This window comes from Varunaivibrio sulfuroxidans, from assembly GCF_029318635.1.
Taxonomy (GTDB): Bacteria; Pseudomonadota; Alphaproteobacteria; order Rhodospirillales; family Magnetovibrionaceae; genus Varunaivibrio; species Varunaivibrio sulfuroxidans.
Window position 1 is genome coordinate 574,555 of sequence record NZ_CP119676.1, and the last position, 20,652, is coordinate 595,206.

Genomic DNA, 20,652 nt, shown 5'->3' on the forward strand with positions numbered 1-20,652 from the left:
CGCCGCCCCCTGGATCGGAACGCGAAGCGATGGCGGCATAGGCGTTAACGGGAGGAAGTCTAGTTGCGCGGCGTTGCGGTTTTTGAATGAAACTGTGAACGCTCAATTACACTTTTGTGTTCGAACGGGCGCCATGACCGAACCGTCTCGAAAGAGTGGACCCGCGCGCGCGTAAGCGAGGTTTGAAGCCTGTGATAAGGTCAAAAAAACGCCGCCTGGACCATCACGGCCAAGGCGGCGTTTTTTCTGGAAAAGTGGATTTACGAGCCGGCGATATTCAGTTCTCGAACCGCGAACAAACGCGAGACAAAGGATGAATTTTCTATTTTTTTCAATCCTTTGACGATGGTCCACGTAAACACGGGTTCAAGCGCCACGAGCACAAGATAGGAACTGGCGAACTTCAGCCAAGCCATAAAGTGCGCCTCGCCGCCGCCGACCGTCAGCCAGAACCCGACCATCGCGGTGACACCGGAATAATACATCGCATCCAATTTAACGATACGCGCCCACGAAATTTGCGGCGCATCGCCGCCGGCGAAATAACGCCGCCCGCCGCCGTAATGCACGGCCAGCAACGGCACGATTAATGACAGCGAATTAACCCCCAGATTGACCAAATCCCAGGGCGAGAAGACCAAGCCCTGAAGCAGCAACCCGATGGCGAACCCCAACAGCGTCGGTATAAACCCGAGCGTCAGGTACATCGCCATCGCACCGACGAAATGCAGTTCGGACGGACCGACCTGCATGTGGAAGCTCTGCATGAAAAGGGTGAAGAAAACCGCGGCGACCAAAGGCTTGGCCACCGACCAGGGGTTTTTAATCGAAATTTTGATATGTTCCTTGAGGGCCCATCCGGCAATAGCGAGCGCGCCGACATTGGCCATGGCGACTTTTACGGGCGTCACGAAACCCGGTTCGATATGCATTTTACTTTCCTTTACGTACCCACCGTACAAAAACATGGCCGCCACCCCTATACGGCGGCCGGCTAAAACCATGGCAGGTCTCCTGGCTCACGGATCATCGCGAGGCCCTTCCCCTTCCCGGCGAAAAATCGCCAGTGGGTTTACGAAAGGCCGCTACCGTTCACAGTTGCGGGGGCAGCCACGGATCGGGACCCGTCGAGGTCTTCCCTACCGTGTTCCCTTTTCATCTCACGGGCTTTGCCCTTGAGAAACCAATGGTCATTATTGTCTATCAGAGTTCATCGCGCGCGGCAACGCCCAGCCCATGAAAAAGAGACATCCGGCCGCAAAGGGCCGGATGTCTCTCACATGTCATTAAGGTCTTATCATTAAGGCCTGGGGTTTGTTATTTTTCGTAAACCTCTTTAATCGCCTTGATTGTCGCGGCGTAGTCATCGCCCTTGAAAACAGCGCTTCCGGCGACCAAGACGTTGGCGCCGGCCTCGACGACCGCCTTCGCGGTGCCGGCGTTGACGCCGCCGTCCACCTCCAGTTCGATCGGGCGGGCGCCGATCATCTCTTTGACCGCGCGAATTTTATTGAGCGCCTCGGGAATAAACCCCTGCCCGCCGAAGCCCGGATTGACGGACATGATCAAGATCAGATCGAGACGGTCGAGGACATGTTCGATGACATTGATCGGGGTATGCGGGTTTAGCGACACCCCGGCCTTTTTTCCCAGATCCTTAATCACCTGGAGCGAACGATCGAGATGCTTATCGGCCTCGGCATGGACGGTAATGATATCGGCGCCCGCCTTGGCATATTCTTCGAGATAGGGCTGGGCCGGGTCGATCATCAGGTGGACATCGAAAACTTTCTTCGTCCACGGACGAATGCACTGGATCACCGGCGGGCCGAAGGTCAAATTGGGAACAAAATGACCGTCCATGACGTCGATATGGATATAGTCGCATCCCGCATCGTCGATGGCTTTGACCTCGGGGCCCAGTTGGGCGAAATCCGCGGACAGAATGCTAGGGGCGATTTTAACGGTCATGGCGGCCTCTCTGTTGTTTTAGGTTATTGATATAATTAAGACTATCGCGTTCATACTATTTCGTTAGCGCCATGAAAAGTTGCGGCAACCTTTCTGGCAAGCGCTCGACACGGTCGATAACCGTGTAGCGGTTGGCGAAAATATCGCGAACGTAATTATCCGCATCGGGGTCGAGATTGATACAGTACGTATAAATACCGTCACGGTCTAATTCTTGAACCGCCTTTCGGGTGTCTTCGATGAGCAGGCGGTCTTCCTTCACGTCAATATCGGACGGCTCGCCATCGGTAAGGACCAGCATCAGCTTTTTGTCGGCTTTGCGGGCCGACAAATAGTGCCCACCGTGACGCAAGGCCGCACCCATCCGAGTCGAGTACCCGGCCGCCATCGCCGCCAAGCGCGCCTTCACCGTGTCGTCCCACTTTTCCCCGTAGCCCTTGATATGCTGATAGCGCACCTCATGGCGCGTATTTGAGGAAAATCCCGCGATGGCGAAGGTATCGCCCAAACCGTCGATCGCCCAAGCCAACAGCGCCACGGCCTCTTGGCTCAATTCGAGAATACTCTGGCTCCCCCCCGGCGGCACATGGTCGAGCGATTCGGACAGATCGAGAAGAAGCAAAACCGCGATATCCCGACCGTCGTGACGATGGCTCATCGTAATGCGCGGGTCGGGCGTGCACCCACTTTTAAAATCGAGCAGAGAGCGCAACGCCACATCCAGGTCGAGTTCACTGCCGTCCTCCTGAAAACGAATTCGGACGTAGCGCTGAGGCTTTAGCAGGTCCATCAATTTCTTTAATTGCTTCGCCAAAGCGGCGTGCTTAACAAGCAGATCATCTATACGCGCCGGGTCGGCACTGGGATGGAGGCTTTCGTACAAGCTGGCCCAATCGGGACGATAGCTTTGGGTGTGATAATCCCATTCAGGGTAATAACGCGGCGGCAAGGCGTTCTGTTGTTCTTCGTCTTCGACCTGGGTCTTATCAGGCTGATCGAACATCTCTTCTTCATCGCCCATCTCGATGAAGGTCCACATATGCCTGTTATCGTCTCGGTAGTCGATTTCGGTATCCTTAAAGTAAATGTTGGCCGACAGATCGGCGGCGCCTCGTGTTTTTGTGATAAACGTCACCGCGAGATCGGCCATGGCTTTCGTCGAGCTTTCACCGTGCTCCATTTCAGCGTGAAAGCGTTCGACGAAAGACAAAATATTCGGGTCGCCATAAGGGTGATCCGGATCCAAAACGGCATAGGAAAACATCGCCAACCGATGGCGAATGCATGACATCGCATCGGGATCGCAATCCCCCTCGATCGGTTTGGGGTGGAGCGCGCGCCATAAATTTCCAAGTCCGGGATAAAGACGTATCGCCAAGGTTTCCACGCGCAGATCCTCGAAAGTCTCGATCGCCAAGCGCTGAAAAGGACTGAAATTATCGGCGACAATCGCCCGCGTCCACCGACGGTGGGCCGCGATATGGGCCAGCAGCGCCCGATAGCGGTCAATTCCGGCGATCTCTCCCAGGTCGTCGTAGACGTCGGGTAGGCGTATGCCGAGGTGGTCGAAATACGGCGTCGGCTTGCGCAATTCGTCAAATCCGGTGGAATACGGGATCAAAAAATCATCGCGCCGCCACAGCGCACGCAGGTAGAGGCCCAAGGCGCGTTCGACGTCGCCATACAGAGTGCCATGACGTTCGCGTTGCAACACCGCCCTGCTGTCGGCCGATTGCAAGGAAAAATAATCGCGTTGGCGATCGGGATGATCGAGGTAATAGCGCAGCCCGTACGCCACCCAGTTTTGCACCCCGTCCAGGGACAGTTGACTGAGAAGATAGGGCGTATGATCGAGAAAATCGACCAAACCGGGGCTGGGAATGGTGGCGTGAAAGCCATGGATGGAGCGCGTCGTGCGCGCCATGATGTCGAAGACGATATCGATAAACGTCCCCAGGCGTTCCGCCGTGCCCAAACGGCGAGCGGCCTCGGGAAGGCATTGCAGGAACGGCGGTATTGCCTGGCCGTTGGGGGTGCGCGACATTTTCCAGACGCTTTGCGATACCAAAGAGAGCGTTTCCTCGCCCAGACGTTCGGCGAGTTCGGGCATTTTCTCCAGGTACGTCAGCACCGGCTCGAACCCGCGCCCGATCATGCAGATCAAGGAAGCGCCCTCAAGATACGTCTTCACGCCCGCCGGACTCAAGCGCACGACCGCATTTTCCATGCACTCGGGGAAAACGCCGTCAAGCTGCTCGAAGCCGCAGCTGAGCTCTCGCCTTAATTCCTCAAGTTCGCCCGCGCTCAGCGTCATGGTGTATCCCTTTACATGTTCGACCCGTCAAGCAAACACGGTTTCGATGGCGTGATAAAGCGTGGCGCGAATATCGGCATCATCGCTAATCGGCGCCACCAGGGCCATGCGACAGGCCGCGTCCGGGGCAATGTCTTGGGCGATCAGGCGCGCGGCGTAAATCAACAAGCGGGTCGAGATACCCTCATCCAATCCGTGCCCCTTCAAATTGCGGGCAATCTCGCCGATATGAACCAACTTGGCGGCCACGGCCTCGTCGCAACCGCCTTCCTTGGCGACCACGGCAATTTCCAAATCCTTTTCCGGGTAATCGAAGTCAAGTCCGCAGAAGCGCTGCTTTGTCGATTGCTTCAGGTCCTTCATCAGGCTCTGGTATCCGGGATTGTACGAAATCACCAACTGAAAATCCGGGTGCGCCTTAACCAGTTCCCCTTTCTTGTCCAGCGGAAGCGCGCGGCGATGGTCGGTCAGCGGGTGAATGACCACGGTCGTGTCTTGGCGCGCCTCGACGATTTCGTCCAGATAGCAAATCGCGCCAATCCGCGCCGCCGTGGTCAATGGCCCATCGACCCAGCGGGTGCCGTTGGCGTCGAGAAGGTAGCGTCCGACAAGATCGGAGGCGGTCATATCCTCGTTGCACGCCACCGTGATCAAGGGGCGACCCAGGGACCACGCCATATATTCGACGAAACGCGACTTGCCGCATCCGGTTGGCCCCTTGATCATCACCGGAAGGCGTTCCTGGTACGCCGCGCGATAAAGATCAATTTCACCGCGCTGCGGACGATAGAAGGGTTCGTCGTGAATCTTGAATTGTTCGACATCGGTGCTCATGGGATCTCCTTCATCACGGACGGTGCTAACACGACAGGGGGCGCTCCCCTGTCCCCCCCTTGCTTCGGCCTCCACCAAAAAGCCCCCGCACGGAAAGCGGGGGCTTCTGGCGGATCTCACGACAGAGCGCGGCGAGCTTATTTATGCACGCCCAATTTGTCACGCCATCCCGGGAAAATGCTATCGGCATCGCCGGGAAAGCTTTCGAAGGCGCGGGCGAATTCCTTGTGCTCCTTCGCCCATTCAATGGGATCGGCCCCCTCTTTCCAGCATTCGTAGGCCTGGCGCAACGAGACGGCGCCCGCCGCCGGGCTGTCGATGTGACCGTATGACCCGCCGCCGGCCGTGTTGATCACGTTTCCGTGGCCCAGGTTTTCGAAGAATCCAGGCAGACGCAGGGCGTTCATGCCGCCGGAAATAATCGGCGTGGTCGGCTTCATGCCGTACCATTCCTGGTGATAGAACGGACCGTCGGCGCTATCGCGTTCGATCATGTAGGCGATGTTGCGGTCATCCGCCGCACCTTCCATCTTGCCGTAGCCCATGGTGCCGACATGGATCCCCGACGCCCCTTGCAGGCGCGACATCTTGGCGAGCACGAAGGCGGTATAGCCGCGCTTGGCCGAAGGCGACGTCACGGCGCCGTGACCGGCGCGGTGGTAATGCAGATACTGATTGGGGAAGCAACGACGCGCCGTCGTCACCATGCCCGGCCCACCGACATAGCCATCGACCAGGAAGGCCACGTGCGAGGCGTTTTCGGCGAAGGTTTCCAAAACATACTCGGCGCGGGCGAGCATTTCATAATGATCGTCGGCGGTGATGTTCGCGGAAAACAGCTTGGCCTCGCCGGTTTCGTCCTGGGCGCGGCGCATGGCGTCGGCGACCAGGGGCATCACCTTTTTCATCGGCGCGAAAAGTTGGTTGCCCTGGGGTTCGTCGTTTTTGATAAAATCGCCGCCCAGCCAGAACTGATAGGCCGCCTCGGCGAACGGTTCGGGGCGCAGGCCCAATTTCGGCTTGATGATGGTGCCGGCGATATACCCGCCGTCCTTGATCGGACGTCCGAGGATGCGCCACATGTCCGAGATGTCCTTTGCAGGACCGTCGAAAAGTTGCAGAAACTTAGGCGGCACATAAAAATCAAGCATTTTGGCATGGGCGATATCCCCCATGCCCTGATTGTTACCGATCGCCAACGTCAAGAACGAGACGATCATCGCACGCCCGTCGGTGATGTTACGGTCGAACAATTCCACCGGATAGGCGATCTTCATGATGTGCTTGGCTTCGTCGATTTCGTAGACTAGGGCGTCCACGCCCTTGGTGAAATCGTCGGTGGTGGAAACCTCGACGTTGGTGCCGGTTGACGATTCCGCGGAAAAATGGGCGGCCGCCTCCAAATATCCGTACCCTGACTTGGGCATCATCTCATAAGCGACCAGGACGTGTTTGCCTTCTTTAAGCAAATCGTCCTCTTTCAACGATAAATCGGCATACCGTGCGGATTGGTCCATAACTTAAAACCCCCTCTGTTTGATATTGGCGCATCGCGCGCCACGCGGACGAAACGGTCATCATGACCACATGGTTCAACCGGACCGTTTCATTCTTCCCATATTTTCCGATCTGGCTCGCCCTGGTTCTAGCAAGCCACAAACCATAAGTGAAGTAATGAATATTGATATCTATCATAAGAAAATATTATGATAAAAATCTCCGTAAACAACATCACAGCATAGCGCCATGAACATCACGTTACGACAACTAAAAGTCTTCTCATCCGTCGTTAAACACAACAGTTACACGCGCGCCGCCGAAGATCTAAACCTCAGCCAACCCGCCGTTTCCATGCAGATCAAACAACTTGAAAATCAGGTGCGGCTACCTCTTCTTGAGCATGTCGGAAAAAAAATATATTTGACCCAAGCCGGCCAAATCGTGCTTCAGCACGCCCGCGATGTTTTACAGCAAATCGACGATCTAGACGCCGTTCTCAACGAATACAAGGAGCCGGGGCATGGGCGTTTGCGCATCGCCGCGGCGACAACCGCCAATTATTTCGCGCCCGCCTTACTAAGAATTTTTCACGAACGCTACCCCCTGGTCAGCGTCCACCTGGACGTCACCAACCGCAAGGCGTTACTGGCGCAACTGGCGGAAAACGACGTCGATATGGTGATCATGGGAATGCCCCCCGGCGAGATGGACCTTGAGGCCGGATCGTTCATGGAAAATCCTCTGGTCGTCATCGCCCCCCCCGATCATGCCTTCGCCACGGGTAAAAAAATTCCCCTACGCGCCCTGGAAAAAGAAATTTTTCTGGTGCGTGAAAAAGGATCGGGAACGCGCCAAGCCATGGAACGATTTTTCCGCAAACACGACCTTAAGATTACCTACGGCATGGAGGTCAGTTCCGACGAGGCAATCAAACAATCCGTTCAAGCCGGGCTGGGACTGGGGTTAATGTCCCGCGACGCGGTGCAGATGGAATTGACCCTCGGGCGTTTAATTATTCCCGACATCCAGCGCTTTCCGTTGATGCGTAGTTGGTATCTGGTTTCCCGAAAGGGGAAACATCTTTCGCCTTCCGCCCAAGCATTTAGGGACTTTGTCCTTAACGAAGCCAAAGGGTTGTTACGCAAGCCGCCCATCAGCGCGCTCTAGTGGATCGACTCCGACGTTTCGCTCCCGCGAACCATCGGGCCGACCACTATCTATCTTTTTGTTGCAGTTTGATTTCTTCACACATTTGTGTCCAATTGCATCGGACTCAAATGTTAAACTCAAACCACTAGGGTCAGGCCCTAACCACCACGCGAGCGTCCTAAAAAAACGGCGTCTAACTTTCTTGATCGCGGCCCTTTTTCGGCGTCGCGATCAGGGCCGGCGCAACGATCGGATCGGCGACAACGTCACCCGGGGTCTTTCGGCGGCCTCGGGCCCGATGGTTTTTAGATTCGCGATGAACCAGATATAGCCCGCAGGCGACGATCACCGCCCCGCCGACAAGCGCGTTTGGACCGGGGATTTCGCGCCAAAAAAAATATCCGATACCGCTGGCCCACAACAGGCCGGAATACTCGAACGGCGCCAGAAGACCGACCGGGGCGAGCGCGAACGCCCGGGTCGAACTGAGGTGCCCCAAAAGGGCGAAAGCCGAGGCCAAGCCCGCCATGGCGACGTCCATCCCGGTCATGGGTTTGAAGCTCAACGGCAATGCCGCGCTCGCCGCCAAGCCGATCCACACGTTAAAGTATACGACCTGTTTGAACGCCCCCTCGCGAAGGCCCAACCAGCGCGTTGACAACATGAACAACGCGTACGAGATGCTCGATACCACGACATAAAGCGCGCCGGGCTGAAACACATTCCCACTGGGCTTCATGGCGATCACGACGCCGACAAAACCGATGATAACGGCGCTCCAACGATGAACGCCGACCTTTTCCTTGAACACCGGCACCGAAAGCGCCGTCATGATGAAGGTCGATCCGAAAAAAATAACCGTGGCGTCGGCAAGGGCCATGGTTTTAAGGGCGGTAAAGAAAAAATACGGCGCCCCCATCCCCAACACGACGCGAGAAAAATGCGCCCACTTGCGCCGCGTGCGCAAAACGCCGCCCCCCTTCGTGTGCAACACCCAAATCAACAGCACGGGAACGATGAACCAACTGCGCACGGCTAAGATTTGCACGACGGCGAAGCCCTGACCGACAAGATATTTTATCGTCCCGTCCATCAACGATAAACAAGCCGTCGCCAGCAAGATCAAGGCAACGCCGGAAAGCTGTTCATTTTCGGCGATGTCGGATTTTTTATTTTTCATGGAAACGACCCGTCACACGATGCGTTAAGAAACGGGTGTCTCAAGGCTTCCGTTCCCTTTTCAACCTGCCTAACAGGATCGAACGGCAACGTCAAAGAGAGCATCCTTCGCGGAAAAAACGCCAGAGTCATAAGCGAAAGCCTGAGTCATAAACGAAAGCCAGAGTCATAAACGAAAGCCAGAGTCATAAACGAAAAAAAGACGGGCCTAAGCCCGCCTTCCTTTCGTTGTAAGTTTTATGCCGAGGCCCGGTCAGTTCACCTTGGGATCCAATTCACCGGCGGCGTAACGTTCAAACATTTTTTCCAGAGACAGAGGCTTTATCTTCTGCGCCTGTCCGGCGGAGCCGAAGGCCTCGTAGCGGTTTTTACAAATTTCCGTCATTCCCTTGGTCGCCTCGGCGAAATACTTCCGGGGATCGAAGTTGGACGTATTTTGCGCCAGATGACGTCGGATCGACCCGGTGGACGCCATGCGCAAATCGGTGTCGATATTCACCTTGCGTACACCGGACTTGATACCCTCGACGATTTCTTCGACCGGCACGCCGTAGGTCTGCCCCATGTCACCGCCGAAATCGTTGATGATCTTAAGCCAATCCTGAGGCACCGAACTTGAGCCGTGCATGACAAGATGGGTGTCGGGAATGCGGGCGTGGATTTCCTTGACCCGTTCGATGGCCAGAATATCGCCGGTCGGCGGACGGGTGAACTTATATGCGCCGTGGCTGGTGCCGATGGCGATCGCCAGGGCGTCAACTTGGGTTTTCTTAACAAAATCGGCGGCCTCTTCGGGATCGGTCAGCATTTGGTCGTGGGTCAATTTGCCTTCCGCGCCGACGCCATCCTCCTCGCCCGCCTCGCCGGTTTCCAGCGATCCCAGGCAGCCCAGTTCCCCTTCCACGGAAACGCCGCATGAATGGGCCGTCTCGACCACCTTGCGGGTGGTTTCGACGTTGTAATCGTAAGTCGACGGGGTCTTGCCGTCCTCCATCAAAGAACCATCCATCATCACCGAGCTAAAGCCCGACTGGATGGAACGCTGGCAGACCGCCGGGCTGGTGCCGTGATCCTGGTGCATGCACACCGGGATATGAGGATAGGCCTCAAGCGCGGCCAAGATCAGGTGGCGCAAGAACGGCTCGCCGGCGTATTTGCGCGCTCCGGCGGAGCCTTGCAAAATGACGGGGCTGTCCACCGCATCGGCGGCGATCATAATCGCCTTGACCTGTTCCATATTGTTGACGTTGAACGCGGGCAGGCCGTAACCGTTTTCCGCGGCGTGATCGAGCAGCTGTCGCAGAGAGACGAGTGCCATTAGTCATTTTCCTCCGAATAAAATTCCCCCCCGCCTTAGACGCGGGCTTTTGCCTTGGCGACGACATTTTCGGCGGTAATGCCGAAGTGTTTGTAGAGTTCCGGCGCCGGCGCCGAGGCCCCGAACGAATTCATCCCGACAAAATCGCCGTTGCTTCCCAAATAGGCGTCCCAGCCGAAGCGCATCGCCGCTTCGACGCCGATGCGCACGCCGCCTTCGGCGCCTAAAACCGATGCTTTATACGCATCATCTTGATCGTTGAAAAGCTCCCAACACGGCATTGAAACAACGGCGGTGGGAATGCCGTCGCCTTGCAGTGCGGCGCGAGCGTCCATGGCGATCGATACTTCCGATCCGGTGGCCATGATCGTCACCTTGCGCGCGCCATCGGCCTCGGCCAGGACATACGCGCCGCGCGCCGACAGGTTGTCGTCGGTATACGTCGTGCGCAGGGTGGGCAGACCCTGGCGGGTCAAGACCATGCCTGTCGGGGTTTTGGTATTGGCGACGGCCAGGGCCCAACATTCCGCCGTTTCCACCACGTCGCACGGACGCATGGTGTTGAAATTCGGCAGGGCGCGCAACATCGCCAAGGTTTCAACGGGCTGATGCGTGGGGCCGTCTTCGCCGAGGCCGATCGAATCGTGGGTCAAAACATAAATCACCCGTTTTTCCATCAACGCCGAAAGCCGAATCCCGCCCATCATGTAGTTGGCGAAAACCGCGAATGTTCCAGAGTAGGGAATATATCCACCATGCAATGACAAGCCGTTCATCACCGCCGACATGGCGTGCTCGCGCACACCGTAGTGGATATACCGTCCGGTAAAGTCACTGTTGGTGATCGAGGCGGTCGAAGGGGTCTTGGTGTTGACCGACCCCGTCAAGTCGGCCGAGCCGCCGATCATCGCGGGGATATTTTTGGTCAAAACTTCGAGGGTCTTGCCCGAAGCCTGGCGGGTCGCCAGCTTGGGCGCTTCGGCGGACATCTTTTTCTTGAAGGCGTTAAGCGCCTCCATCCACCCCGCGGGGAGCTGATCGCTATACAGGGCGTCGAATTTTTCGCGCGCCTTGGGATCGGCGTTTTTAAGTGCGGATTCCCAGTTCTGCCGGTCGGCCGAGCCGCGCGCACAGGCCGAACGCCAGCTTTCTAAGATGTCGTCGGGAATCTCGAACGGTTCGGCGCGCCAGCCCAGGCCTTCGCGCATACCTTTGATTTCCTCATCGCCCAGGGGCGCGCCGTGGGTGTCGTGGGTGCCCGCCTTGGTCGGCGCGCCATAACCGATGGTGGTTTTGCAGGCGATCAGGGACGGCGCGCCGGATTTCTTCGCCTTGACGATCGCCGCCTCGATGGCGGCGGGATCGTGGCCGTCAACCTGCTGCGTATCCCAGCCCGACGCCTCGAAACGCTGGCGCTGATTGTCGCTCAGGGTCAAGTTGGTATTGCCGTCGATGCAGATCGAATTGTCGTCCCAAAACACGATCATCTTGCTCAACTTCAAGTGACCGGCGATCGAAATCGCCTCCTGGGAGATCCCTTCCATCAGGCAGCCGTCACCGGCGATGGTGTAGGTGTAATGATCCACCATATCGTCGCCGAAGTGGGCGTTTTGCATTTTTTCCGCCAGCGCCATGCCGACGGCGGTGGTGATCCCCTGCCCCAACGGCCCTGTCGTGGTTTCGACCCCTTCGACGTGTCCATATTCCGGGTGCCCCGCCGTTTTCGCGCCGAGCTGACGGAAATTTTTGATGTCGTCCATGGTTACGTCGTCGTAGCCCGCAAGATACAGCAGGGAATACATCAACATCGATCCGTGACCGGCCGACAGCACGAAACGGTCGCGGTCGCGCCAATGGGGCGCCTTGGGGTCGAATTTTAAAAATTTGGTAAAAAGAACGGTAGCCACGTCGGCCATGCCCATGGGCATTCCCGGGTGTCCGGATTTTGCCTTTTGCACGGCGTCCACCGACAAGAAGCGGATTGCGTTGGCCATTTCATTATGCGTCGCGGTCATCGATTGAGGTCCCCTTAGATCGCGTGATGTCCCTGAGCGGCTTTGATCATGTGATACGTCACCAAAAGCTGCGACAGGGCGAGCGGATGGCTGAGAGCCAGTTGATTTTGGTCGTCGTAGAATTTTCCGACGTTTTCGCGCAGGTGTTGGGCCTCCGGTATCAGATTCCACAACAAGTCCTCCACGGCCTTGGCGCGCTTGCCGTCGATATCCCCTGAAATATCCAGGACATCGACCGGTTTTCCGTCGATATCGCGCGCCAATTCAAGACGGAAACCTTTTTTCATCGCCCCGACTTCAAGCACCGGGGTCAAATCCGGGTGGGGCAGCGTCGGGCGCAGGGTGTGGCGCACATTGAGGTGCGCCCCGCTTTCGTCGTGATTGCTGTCGGGCGGGTAGAAGCTGACGACCATATCGGCAAAAGTGCGTTGCGGCAGGATGCAATGCACGCTGTCTTCAACCCGCCGCGCCAACGTGCGCCGCGCCTCGTCCACGGTATAGCCCCGCATATGAGTGTCGCGCTTGATCTTCCATTTGATGCGCAGCGCCTCGTGCGGTTCGAGAAAAATTTTAACGTCGTAACAATCGCGCATCTGCCGAGTCGAATACCCGAGCAGCCCTTCAAGAATGATAAATTCCTTCGGGCGAACATACTGCGGCGTGTCGAAATCCCCGGAGACATGATTGTAGACCGGCTTTAAGATCGGCCTTCCCTGGCGTAACAGGCCGATATGCTGTTCCAGGATGTCGGTGTAATTGGCCTCGGGGCTAAGCGCTGTGACCCCCCGCTCCACCCGCGCCGCCCGCGACAGGCTGTGATAATCGTCGGTACATATCGTCACGACCCGATCGGCCCCCAAAATCTGCGCGATACCGTCGGCTAGGGTGCTTTTTCCCGACGCGGAATCACCGACGATGCCCAAGATAATGGGGCGTTCCAATTTCTTAAACGGCATTTTTATCGTCCCCGTCATATCTCGGGAGACTTCCCCGGGTGCGATGGAACGTCGTCAGAACTTGCCTCTCTCCGCTTCCCGAAATTAGAAGCGTTTGCGTTTGCTCATGATCGGGTCTGCGCACAATACCCTCGAACAGCAACCCCGTGGTAATGCCCGTAGCGCAAAAATAAACCTGCGGCGAACGGATTAACGTTTCCAACGCCATCCACGACGCGGTGTTCATTCCGGCCTTGGCGACTTCGGCCTTTTCGGTGGCCAGTTGCGGATCGAGACGGGCCATAAATTCGCCTCCCAAGGCGCGGATCGCACAAGCCGAAAGCAACCCCTCGCGCGCACCGCCGCAGCCCATCAAGGCATCGATTCCCGAATTGGGCATCGCCGCCATCAAAGCGCCCGCGACATCGCCCGCCGGGTACAACGCCACCCGCGCGCCCGCGTTGTGAATACGCTCGACTAAATTGCGATGGCGTGGCTTCTCCAAAACAAAAATCGTCAATTCGTCTATAGGCTTATCCAGCGCGTTGGCGAGATTTTTCAATTTCTCCTCCAACGGCGCCGCGGGATCGATCTTGCCGCGCGCGGCTGGTGGAGCGGCAAATTTTTCCATGTAAAACGCCGGCCCCGGATCGAACATGGCGCCTTCGACGGTCAGAGCGATCACCGCCATCGCATTGGTCATCCCCCGCGCCAAATACGACATACCTTCGATCGGGTCGGCCGCGATGTCAAAGCGCATCGCGACCGTTCCCCCCCCGATCACCTCTCCGACCGACAGGCCGCTATCCTCAGGATTGCTTTCACCGACGACGATGCGCCCGTGAACCGGTAATTTGTCGAGTTCGCCACGCATCGCGGATATGGCCCCGCGGTCCCCCCGACCGCGATCGCCGCGTCCGATCCAATCATACGCAGCGCGAGCCGCGGCCTCGGTTGCGTTGCGCAACGCGTAGACAAATAATGGATCCTCAATAGACGCGTCGCTCATCGCCCTACCCTATTTGATTCCATAGCGGATTGATTCCGTAGCGGATCGGTCACGAGTCTGACGCCGTTCACGCGATCCCGGATACAATCGTGGATAACCCAACCCCGTTCATCCCATGGCCCCCCTCATGGCGCTCCCATAGCGCCCCCGTGGCCGAGAGGACGTCCAAATTTCCCCCTAGGTGGACGCAGCCGCATCATTGAATCCCAGGCGGCGCAAGGGAACACCCGCAAGGGGAGCCAAAAAAACTCTTTCGGGTAGGTAGCGGAAAATCAAGAGTCTGCGCCCGAAGGAGGGCATGTGGCGCGCGCCCAGTTTTTTTACGTTATGAAAGACGGAATTAATGTCCTCAGCATAGACGCCGCCGTCAGGCATGCGCATTCAAATAAGAGGCGACGGCCTGGGCGCGGTTTTTAACGTCCAATTTTCCGTATAGATTTTTGAGATGAAACTTCACCGTGTTCAACGAAATGTCCAAGTCTCCCGCGATTTGAGCATTCGTCCGACCCTGTGCGACAGAACATAACAATTCCTGCTCACGCGCGGTCAGACTGGCGAAGGGATCGTTGCTGGGGCGGGACAGGTCCATAAACGGGAAAACCATGCGTCCTTCCGATACCGCGACGACCGTATCGATCAACTTCTCGGGACGCTCCGTTTTTGAACAAAAACCGGCCCCACCCAAATGCATCACCTGACGAGGAACATCGCCGACCATGTTTCCGGTAAAAACGACAATTTTGGGCGGACACTCGGTGTTTTTGATCGACTGCAAAACCCCCTGTCCGGTCATGTACGGCATATTCCAGCCGATAACGCCAACATCGAAACACAACCTATCGACGGCCTCCATGAAACGCTCCCCATCGGCCGCCGTCGCGACCAAGGAAAACCTGTCGTCGCCGCCGAAAAGCTGGGTCAACGCATGCAACATCAACGGCGATTTATCCGCGACGACAACTTCTATGGCACCCTTGTCTTCGGCCACTGTGAAGGCTCCCCCTGGCGCAGTCCCCCCTAACGGGTAGGTTTTCTAAATACTATGCGGGAAAACACCACTTTAGAAAAGACAAATGTAACCAATACGTGGGTATCTTTTGAAAAATTATTTCGTCTTAGGGCGCGCACTCGATTATGGCCCTTTTTGAACAAAATCGTTTCCTGTCTTTCGTACGCACCTGCCCAGCACACGAAAGAGGACGATCTTAATATAGATTTCCATAAACGATCTGCTATGAATGGACGCCATCGTTTTGTTGTTTTACATCCCGTATAGGAGGGGTCAATGAGGCTCATTCTCGCCATTTTCCTGCCCTGGTTACAATTCTTCACCATAGGAAGACCCATTGCCGGGATTATTTGCCTGCTTTTGCAGATATCGCTTATCGGCTGGATTCCCGCGGCCATCTGGTCCGTCTACGCCCTTAGCCAATATAAGACCGATAAAAAAATAGAGCGCGCGATGGGAACCAGAACTTAAAATGGGCGAACCGCATTTTAGGAATTTCCGCGTTCCCGTTTTAAAGCTGATCGTCATTTCGCTCATCGTCGGCTTGCTGTTGTCGCTGTTCAATATGCGCCCCGAGGAACTCCTGACCCGCTTTGGCGATACTGTCAGGGCCGTTTTTTCCATCGTCGTGGGGTGGGTGGAGACCGCCGTTCCCTACATCCTATTGGGCGCCGTCGTGGTCATTCCGATATGGCTCGCCCTAGTGCTTTGGCGCTATGTTCGCGGAAAAATTTAATTTCCCGACATTGTTCGAGATAAGCTCACAACAAAAAAAGGCCCGGCATATGCCGGGCCTTTTCCTTTAACGATGCCGCCGTTAGGCGACAAACGCCAGCAGCAAAATCGCAACGATGTTGGTGATTTTGATCAACGGGTTGACCGCTGGGCCCGACGTATCTTTATAAGGATCGCCAACCGTATCGCCGGTAACCGCGGCTTTATGGGCTTCCGAACCCTTACCGCCGTAGTTGCCGTCTTCGATATACTTCTTGGCGTTATCCCAAGCACCGCCGCCCGCCGTCATCGAAATGGCGACGAACAGGCCGGTGACGATCGTGCCCAGAAGCATCGCGCCCAAGGCGCTAAACGCCGCCGTTTGACCGGCGAACGCATTGACCGCGAAATAAACCACAATCGGCGCCAAAACCGGCAACAAGGACGGAATAATCATTTCCTTGATGGCGGCCTTGGTCAGCAGATCGACGCACGCCGCGTAATCCGGCTTGGTGGTCCCTTCCATGATGCCCGGAATTTCCTTGAACTGGCGGCGCACTTCACGCACCACCGCGCCCCCGGCCCGACCGACCGCCATCATGCTCATGCCGCCAAAGGAATAAGGCAGCAATCCACCAATAAACAGCCCGATCATGACATACGGGTTCTGTAGGCTGAAGGTGACGTGGAGGGTGGGGAAATAGTGCACCAGGTCTTCCGTGTACGCAGCGAACAAAACCAACGCGGCAAGGCCGGCGGATCCGATGGCGTACCCTTTGGTAACCGCTTTAGTGGTATTTCCAACGGCGTCCAAAGCGTCCGTCGTAACGCGAACATCGGCGGGCAAATCCGCCATTTCGGCGATACCGCCGGCGTTATCGGTCACCGGACCGAAGGCGTCCAGAGCGACAACGATACCGGCCAAGGCCAACATCGTGGTCGCCGCAACGGCGATACCGAACAATCCGGCGCTGAGATAGGTGATAATGATCGTGGCGCTGATCACCAACACCGGCAACGCGGTCGCCTCCATGGAAACGGCCAAACCCTGAATCACGTTGGTGCCGTGCCCGGTGGTCGAGGCAAGCGCGATGCTTTTTACCGGTCGGTAATCGGTGCCGGTGTAGTATTCGGTTATCCAAATCAAAAGCCCGGTCATGCCCAGGCCGGCCAAGGAGCAAACGAACAGGTTAAAGCCCGTGAACGTCAGACCGGAGGAGGTGGTGAAGCTTGTGCCGAAACCGATCAACGTGGCGATAAGTCCGGCGATCAAAATTCCGGAAATAATCGCCGTGGCGATGAAACCCTTGTAAAGGGCGCCCATCACATTGTTCGAGGCCCCCAATTTCACGAAAAAAGTTCCAATCACCGAACCGATGATGCACACGCCGCCAACCAGCAACGGGAACACCATAAGCGTTTCCTGTGCCGCGCCGGTGAAGAAAATCCCCCCCAGCAACATGGTCGCTACGATCGTCACCGCGTAGGTTTCGAAAAGGTCGGCCGCCATCCCGGCGCAATCGCCCACGTTATCGCCCACGTTGTCGGCGATGGTCGCGGGGTTGCGGGGGTCGTCTTCCGGAATTCCGGCCTCGACCTTACCGACCAGATCACCGCCGACGTCCGCACCCTTTGTAAAGATGCCACCGCCGAGACGGGCGAAGATGGAGATCAAGGACGCACCGAAACTCAGGGCGACCAGGGATTCGAGAATATGACGCACGCCTGCGGCGGTCGATGGATCGACGATGGAGCGCATGTACATGTAATAGCCGGTAACGCCAAGAAGACCCAAACCGACGACCAGCATGCCGGTGACCGCGCCGGATTTAAACCCGATCCCCATCGCCGCCGCAAGACCTTGGGTCCGCGCGGCTTCGGCGGTGCGCACGTTGGCGCGCACGGAGACGTGCATCCCGATAAAGCCCGTGACGCCCGATAAAAAAGCACCGATGGCGAAACCAACGGCGGCATGAACGCCCAAACGCAGCCCCAACAAGGCGCAAACCACGACCCCGACCACGGCGATCGTCGTATATTGACGTTTCAAATATGCGCCCGCCCCTTCTTGAATGGCGCGCCCAATTTCCTGCATTCGCTCCGTCCCCGCCGGCGCGGCGAGAATGGAACGGATCGCATAAAGTCCGTAAAGTAGTGCCAAGATTGCCATGGCAATCACTAATAAATACAGATTCGACATGTTTTCTCACCCTTGATGGTTCAAAAAAGCCTCCCCGGTTGAATCCGGTGATGTCCTTTATTTATTTGAAAAATTTGGCAGAAATTATGAAAATTAGCAAACTGTAATATGACAAGATTGTATATATATTAGAAAATCGTGACGGATATACTTATTGTTATTTACTAAATTTCAAATAGTTACATTAAAATCTAATATTATAATTATACGATAAATTGCAATTACACACTGAAATATAAGCATTTGTATACTTATCGTAACGATAGGCACCGCACAACGAATAAAATCAATGCGCGTATTTTGCGCACCACGCGATCGCGCGTCCTCTAAAAAATGATTAAAAAATATATTTCTCACGCTACCAGATAATTACGGCAAGAAAGAAAATAATAGAAATTATTTATGATTGCATACACGATAGTGCATCGAGATGGGAATCGCCCCCTCCCCCCTGTCCGTACAGAGATGACGATCACCCCGACGCTTCCCGCCGCGGGGCATAATCTCGGTTAACTCAAATACGCCCTGAAGCGTTCCAGCCTTAGCCTTTATCGACGCCTTTGTCGGCAAGATCACAGAACTCTTGCACATCGGCGGGGTTAGCTTACACACATCGGACCGGTCGTTTTTCCTGGCCGCATACCATCCGGGAGATCCGATCGGCGAGCGGTGGCCTCGTATCTTATATCTCTTATATCCGCGTCACCAAGATCACCCACCGCTATTGGTCATCGATTGAATTAGCGCGGCGTTAACGACACCGGGGCCGAGGACCTTGGCCGCATCCATTTCCAAGCGATGTTTAATCAGTTCGACATCCAGGGTATTGTTATTGTGCAGCGTGCGCGGGATATAGGCGTACAGATCCTTGAAAATTTCATTATTCAAAAGACGCACGACTTGGCGGACTTTTTTTTCATTATCCGCCCCGTTAACTTCAAACTTAAAGTGCAATTGGATCGTGCCGGCGACGCCGTTATCTTTAAAAATAGGAATAAACATCGGATCCATGTCGATAAACCGCGTGGCGTTATCGATCTGTTTGATCGCATCCGATTTTTCTGCCGTGGTATCGGCAAACGGGCCTATCTTCATCCATTTCAGGATACTGATTGTCCCCCCCGACAGCATGAGAACCGCGGCGATGGCGATGGCCAGTTTTTTCATCTGTCGGTCCTATCGGTTTAGATCGTGCGCCTGATCAAGCAGCCCCATGAGAACGCTCCCCATCGCGTTCCATAATCGAGTCCGCGGCCTAGTGGTTTGAGTTTAACATTTGAGTCCGATGCAATTGGAAACAAATGTGTGAAGAAATCAAACTGCAACAAAAAGATAGATAGTGGTCGGCCCGATGGTTCGCGAGAGCGAAACGTCGGAGTCGATCCACTAGTATAACGAGACATGACAGGGCAATAAAGGTGCGCGTCCTCCTCTGCTCCGCACGCGACGTTTACGAGGTTTCAAAAATGACTGTAGCCCGGGTGGATAACGGTAATCCGTTCCCCCCTTTCATCGCGGGCGGAAACCAGGGGTATGCCGTCGTCATTGGCTTTTGGCGTGGCGTCGGCATGGCCGATAACATGCACGTCAACCTGCCCCGCCGCGATAATTTTCTCAATGAACCCCGGACTCGTATCGCCAAGCGTAAAAACCAATTCGTAGTCGTCTCCGCCGCCGAGAACCGTTTCGATCAGGGAGGGATCGCGGTCTAGTGCGTGGCGCGTCGCCGGCGACAAGGGAATTCGCGTGGCGTCGATATCGAAACGCACACCGGATTGTTCGCCTATGTGTCCGAGATCGGCCAGCAAGCCGTCGGAAATATCACACACGCCGCCAACGGTTTCGGGGGCGAGGTTCGCTAAAACCCGTCCCAATCCGATACGCGGACGGGGATGATTATAGCGATCGATAAGATAAGCGCGGTCGTTACCGTCGAGCTCCGTCAATCCCCCCCGCGCCGCGATCAGCCCCAGCGCGCCATCTCCAATTGTGCCCGATACGCACACCCCGTGCGAGGGGCGCGCAGCCGAACGGCGCAACACCCGGCCCGGCGCGGCGATATGCCCCAGCGCGCTCAACGTCACCGTAAGCGGTCCCGGCGTAGCGACCGTATCGCCGCCGATCACGGCGAAGGAAAATTCATCCTGCATCGTCCGCAGGGTTCCCGCGAAGGAGGCGAGCCAGGAATCATCTATGTTTCTTGGTAACGCCAGCGACAACAAACAGCTATGGGGCCGCGCGCCCATTGCCGCAAGATCCGAAAGGTTAACCCCAATCAGTTTGCGCGCCACGGTCTCGGGGGGGGATGCGGTAAGAAAGTGGACGCCCTCGACCAGGGTGTCCATCGTCGCCACCATGCTTCCATCGCGGGGGACATCGTCGATCAGCGCCCCGTCGTCCGTGAGCGAAAAAGCGCCCTTGCGGCCCTGTGCGAGAGGGGCGAAAAAATGAGAAATCCGATCGAATTCACCCAGGTCTTTTTCTATCGACATGGAGGTTCTTCCG

The 20,652-nt window shown here is 56.2% G+C and carries 17 protein-coding genes and 1 riboswitch; of the genes, 3 read left to right on the forward strand and 14 right to left on the reverse strand.

Annotation, left to right across the window (positions count from 1 at the left end):
• Window positions 1-260: 260 nt before the first annotated feature.
• The 5 genes from P3M64_RS02595 to P3M64_RS02615 form a co-directional block, all read right to left on the reverse strand.
• The gene (locus tag P3M64_RS02595; RefSeq protein ID WP_276157057.1) at window positions 261-1,004 is read right to left on the reverse strand and encodes an energy-coupling factor ABC transporter permease; all 744 of its coding nucleotides are present in this window, start codon (window positions 1,002-1,004) and stop codon (window positions 261-263) included.
• Window positions 988-1,204, reverse strand: a riboswitch (cobalamin riboswitch). Its footprint overlaps the gene before it by 17 nt.
• A 113-nt stretch (window positions 1,205-1,317) precedes the next feature.
• Window positions 1,318-1,971 (reverse strand): ribulose-phosphate 3-epimerase, encoded by a 654-nt coding sequence (gene rpe / locus P3M64_RS02600; RefSeq protein ID WP_132938229.1) that lies wholly within the window; start codon window positions 1,969-1,971, stop codon window positions 1,318-1,320.
• A gap of 55 nt (window positions 1,972-2,026) precedes the next feature.
• Entirely contained in the window at window positions 2,027-4,285 is a 2,259-nt protein-coding gene (locus P3M64_RS02605) for a nitric oxide reductase activation protein NorD (protein ID WP_132938228.1), read from the reverse strand.
• A 27-nt stretch (window positions 4,286-4,312) separates the two neighbouring features.
• On the reverse strand, window positions 4,313-5,119 hold the full coding sequence (locus P3M64_RS02610; RefSeq protein WP_132938227.1) for a CbbQ/NirQ/NorQ/GpvN family protein: 807 nt from the start codon (window positions 5,117-5,119) through the stop codon (window positions 4,313-4,315).
• A 137-nt stretch (window positions 5,120-5,256) separates the two neighbouring features.
• Window positions 5,257-6,636 carry a ribulose-bisphosphate carboxylase gene (locus tag P3M64_RS02615; protein ID WP_132938226.1) on the reverse strand — a complete coding sequence of 460 codons (1,380 nt, stop codon included), beginning with the start codon at window positions 6,634-6,636 and terminating at the stop codon, window positions 5,257-5,259.
• Window positions 6,637-6,865: 229 nt separating this feature from the next.
• Here P3M64_RS02615 and P3M64_RS02620 point away from each other — a divergent pair, with 229 nt between their 5' ends.
• Window positions 6,866-7,786, forward strand: a complete 921-nt coding sequence (locus P3M64_RS02620; RefSeq protein WP_132938225.1) for a LysR family transcriptional regulator — start codon at window positions 6,866-6,868, stop codon at window positions 7,784-7,786.
• 175 nt (window positions 7,787-7,961) lie between these two features.
• Here P3M64_RS02620 and P3M64_RS02625 read toward each other — a convergent pair whose 3' ends face one another.
• The 6 genes from P3M64_RS02625 to P3M64_RS02650 all read right to left on the reverse strand — a co-directional run bounded on the left by P3M64_RS02625 (window position 7,962) and on the right by P3M64_RS02650 (window position 15,212).
• Window positions 7,962-8,948 (reverse strand): DMT family transporter, encoded by a 987-nt coding sequence (locus P3M64_RS02625; RefSeq protein WP_132938224.1) that lies wholly within the window; start codon window positions 8,946-8,948, stop codon window positions 7,962-7,964.
• Between the two features lie 252 nt (window positions 8,949-9,200).
• Window positions 9,201-10,265 carry a class II fructose-bisphosphate aldolase gene (fba, locus tag P3M64_RS02630; RefSeq protein WP_132938223.1) on the reverse strand — a complete coding sequence of 355 codons (1,065 nt, stop codon included), beginning with the start codon at window positions 10,263-10,265 and terminating at the stop codon, window positions 9,201-9,203.
• Window positions 10,266-10,300: 35 nt separating this feature from the next.
• The gene (gene tkt / locus P3M64_RS02635) at window positions 10,301-12,280 is read right to left on the reverse strand and encodes a transketolase (RefSeq protein ID WP_132938222.1); all 1,980 of its coding nucleotides are present in this window, start codon (window positions 12,278-12,280) and stop codon (window positions 10,301-10,303) included.
• Window positions 12,281-12,294: 14 nt separating this feature from the next.
• Window positions 12,295-13,236, reverse strand: a complete 942-nt coding sequence (locus P3M64_RS02640; RefSeq protein ID WP_132938221.1) for a phosphoribulokinase — start codon at window positions 13,234-13,236, stop codon at window positions 12,295-12,297.
• Window positions 13,226-14,224: a fructose-bisphosphatase class II family protein gene (locus P3M64_RS02645; RefSeq protein ID WP_132938220.1), complete on the reverse strand. Its 999-nt coding sequence runs from the start codon at window positions 14,222-14,224 to the stop codon at window positions 13,226-13,228. Before P3M64_RS02645 ends, P3M64_RS02640 begins: the two co-directional genes overlap by 11 nt.
• Before the next feature lie 367 nt (window positions 14,225-14,591).
• A complete protein-coding gene (locus P3M64_RS02650) occupies window positions 14,592-15,212 on the reverse strand; it encodes a response regulator transcription factor (RefSeq protein WP_132938219.1) in 621 nt (206 codons plus the stop codon).
• A gap of 297 nt (window positions 15,213-15,509) precedes the next feature.
• Between P3M64_RS02650 and P3M64_RS02655 the strand changes: the two genes are divergently transcribed.
• Window positions 15,510-15,704, forward strand: a complete 195-nt coding sequence (locus P3M64_RS02655; protein WP_132938218.1) for a YqaE/Pmp3 family membrane protein — start codon at window positions 15,510-15,512, stop codon at window positions 15,702-15,704.
• Window position 15,705: 1 nt separating this feature from the next.
• The gene (locus P3M64_RS02660) at window positions 15,706-15,969 is read left to right on the forward strand and encodes a DUF6460 domain-containing protein (RefSeq protein WP_132938217.1); all 264 of its coding nucleotides are present in this window, start codon (window positions 15,706-15,708) and stop codon (window positions 15,967-15,969) included.
• Window positions 15,970-16,050: 81 nt separating this feature from the next.
• Here the strand turns inward: P3M64_RS02660 and P3M64_RS02665 are convergent, their stop codons facing one another.
• The 3 genes from P3M64_RS02665 to thiL all read right to left on the reverse strand — a co-directional run bounded on the left by P3M64_RS02665 (window position 16,051) and on the right by thiL (window position 20,639).
• Window positions 16,051-18,147 (reverse strand): sodium-translocating pyrophosphatase, encoded by a 2,097-nt coding sequence (locus P3M64_RS02665; RefSeq protein ID WP_132938216.1) that lies wholly within the window; start codon window positions 18,145-18,147, stop codon window positions 16,051-16,053.
• Between the two features lie 711 nt (window positions 18,148-18,858).
• Complete coding sequence (locus P3M64_RS02670) at window positions 18,859-19,314, reverse strand: hypothetical protein (protein WP_132938215.1); 456 nt, start codon at window positions 19,312-19,314, stop codon at window positions 18,859-18,861.
• A gap of 293 nt (window positions 19,315-19,607) precedes the next feature.
• Window positions 19,608-20,639 (reverse strand): thiamine-phosphate kinase, encoded by a 1,032-nt coding sequence (gene thiL, locus P3M64_RS02675; RefSeq protein ID WP_132938214.1) that lies wholly within the window; start codon window positions 20,637-20,639, stop codon window positions 19,608-19,610.
• Window positions 20,640-20,652 lie beyond the last annotated feature (13 nt).

What these genes read in the sequence shown, in the direction of transcription:
- P3M64_RS02595 (WP_276157057.1), bottom strand. Translation starts at nt 1,004, where the DNA reads ATGGTTTTAGCCGGCCGCCGTATAGGGGTGGCGGCCATGTTTTTGTAC.
- rpe (WP_132938229.1), bottom strand. Translation starts at nt 1,971, where the DNA reads ATGACCGTTAAAATCGCCCCTAGCATTCTGTCCGCGGATTTCGCCCAA.
- P3M64_RS02605 (WP_132938228.1), bottom strand. Translation starts at nt 4,285, where the DNA reads ATGACGCTGAGCGCGGGCGAACTTGAGGAATTAAGGCGAGAGCTCAGC.
- P3M64_RS02610 (WP_132938227.1), bottom strand. Translation starts at nt 5,119, where the DNA reads ATGAGCACCGATGTCGAACAATTCAAGATTCACGACGAACCCTTCTAT.
- P3M64_RS02615 (WP_132938226.1), bottom strand. Translation starts at nt 6,636, where the DNA reads ATGGACCAATCCGCACGGTATGCCGATTTATCGTTGAAAGAGGACGAT.
- P3M64_RS02620 (WP_132938225.1), top strand. Translation starts at nt 6,866, where the DNA reads ATGAACATCACGTTACGACAACTAAAAGTCTTCTCATCCGTCGTTAAA.
- P3M64_RS02625 (WP_132938224.1), bottom strand. Translation starts at nt 8,948, where the DNA reads ATGAAAAATAAAAAATCCGACATCGCCGAAAATGAACAGCTTTCCGGC.
- fba (WP_132938223.1), bottom strand. Translation starts at nt 10,265, where the DNA reads ATGGCACTCGTCTCTCTGCGACAGCTGCTCGATCACGCCGCGGAAAAC.
- tkt (WP_132938222.1), bottom strand. Translation starts at nt 12,280, where the DNA reads ATGACCGCGACGCATAATGAAATGGCCAACGCAATCCGCTTCTTGTCG.
- P3M64_RS02640 (WP_132938221.1), bottom strand. Translation starts at nt 13,236, where the DNA reads ATGCCGTTTAAGAAATTGGAACGCCCCATTATCTTGGGCATCGTCGGT.
- P3M64_RS02645 (WP_132938220.1), bottom strand. Translation starts at nt 14,224, where the DNA reads ATGAGCGACGCGTCTATTGAGGATCCATTATTTGTCTACGCGTTGCGC.
- P3M64_RS02655 (WP_132938218.1), top strand. Translation starts at nt 15,510, where the DNA reads ATGAGGCTCATTCTCGCCATTTTCCTGCCCTGGTTACAATTCTTCACC.
- P3M64_RS02660 (WP_132938217.1), top strand. Translation starts at nt 15,706, where the DNA reads ATGGGCGAACCGCATTTTAGGAATTTCCGCGTTCCCGTTTTAAAGCTG.
- P3M64_RS02665 (WP_132938216.1), bottom strand. Translation starts at nt 18,147, where the DNA reads ATGTCGAATCTGTATTTATTAGTGATTGCCATGGCAATCTTGGCACTA.
- P3M64_RS02670 (WP_132938215.1), bottom strand. Translation starts at nt 19,314, where the DNA reads ATGAAAAAACTGGCCATCGCCATCGCCGCGGTTCTCATGCTGTCGGGG.
- thiL (WP_132938214.1), bottom strand. Translation starts at nt 20,639, where the DNA reads ATGTCGATAGAAAAAGACCTGGGTGAATTCGATCGGATTTCTCATTTT.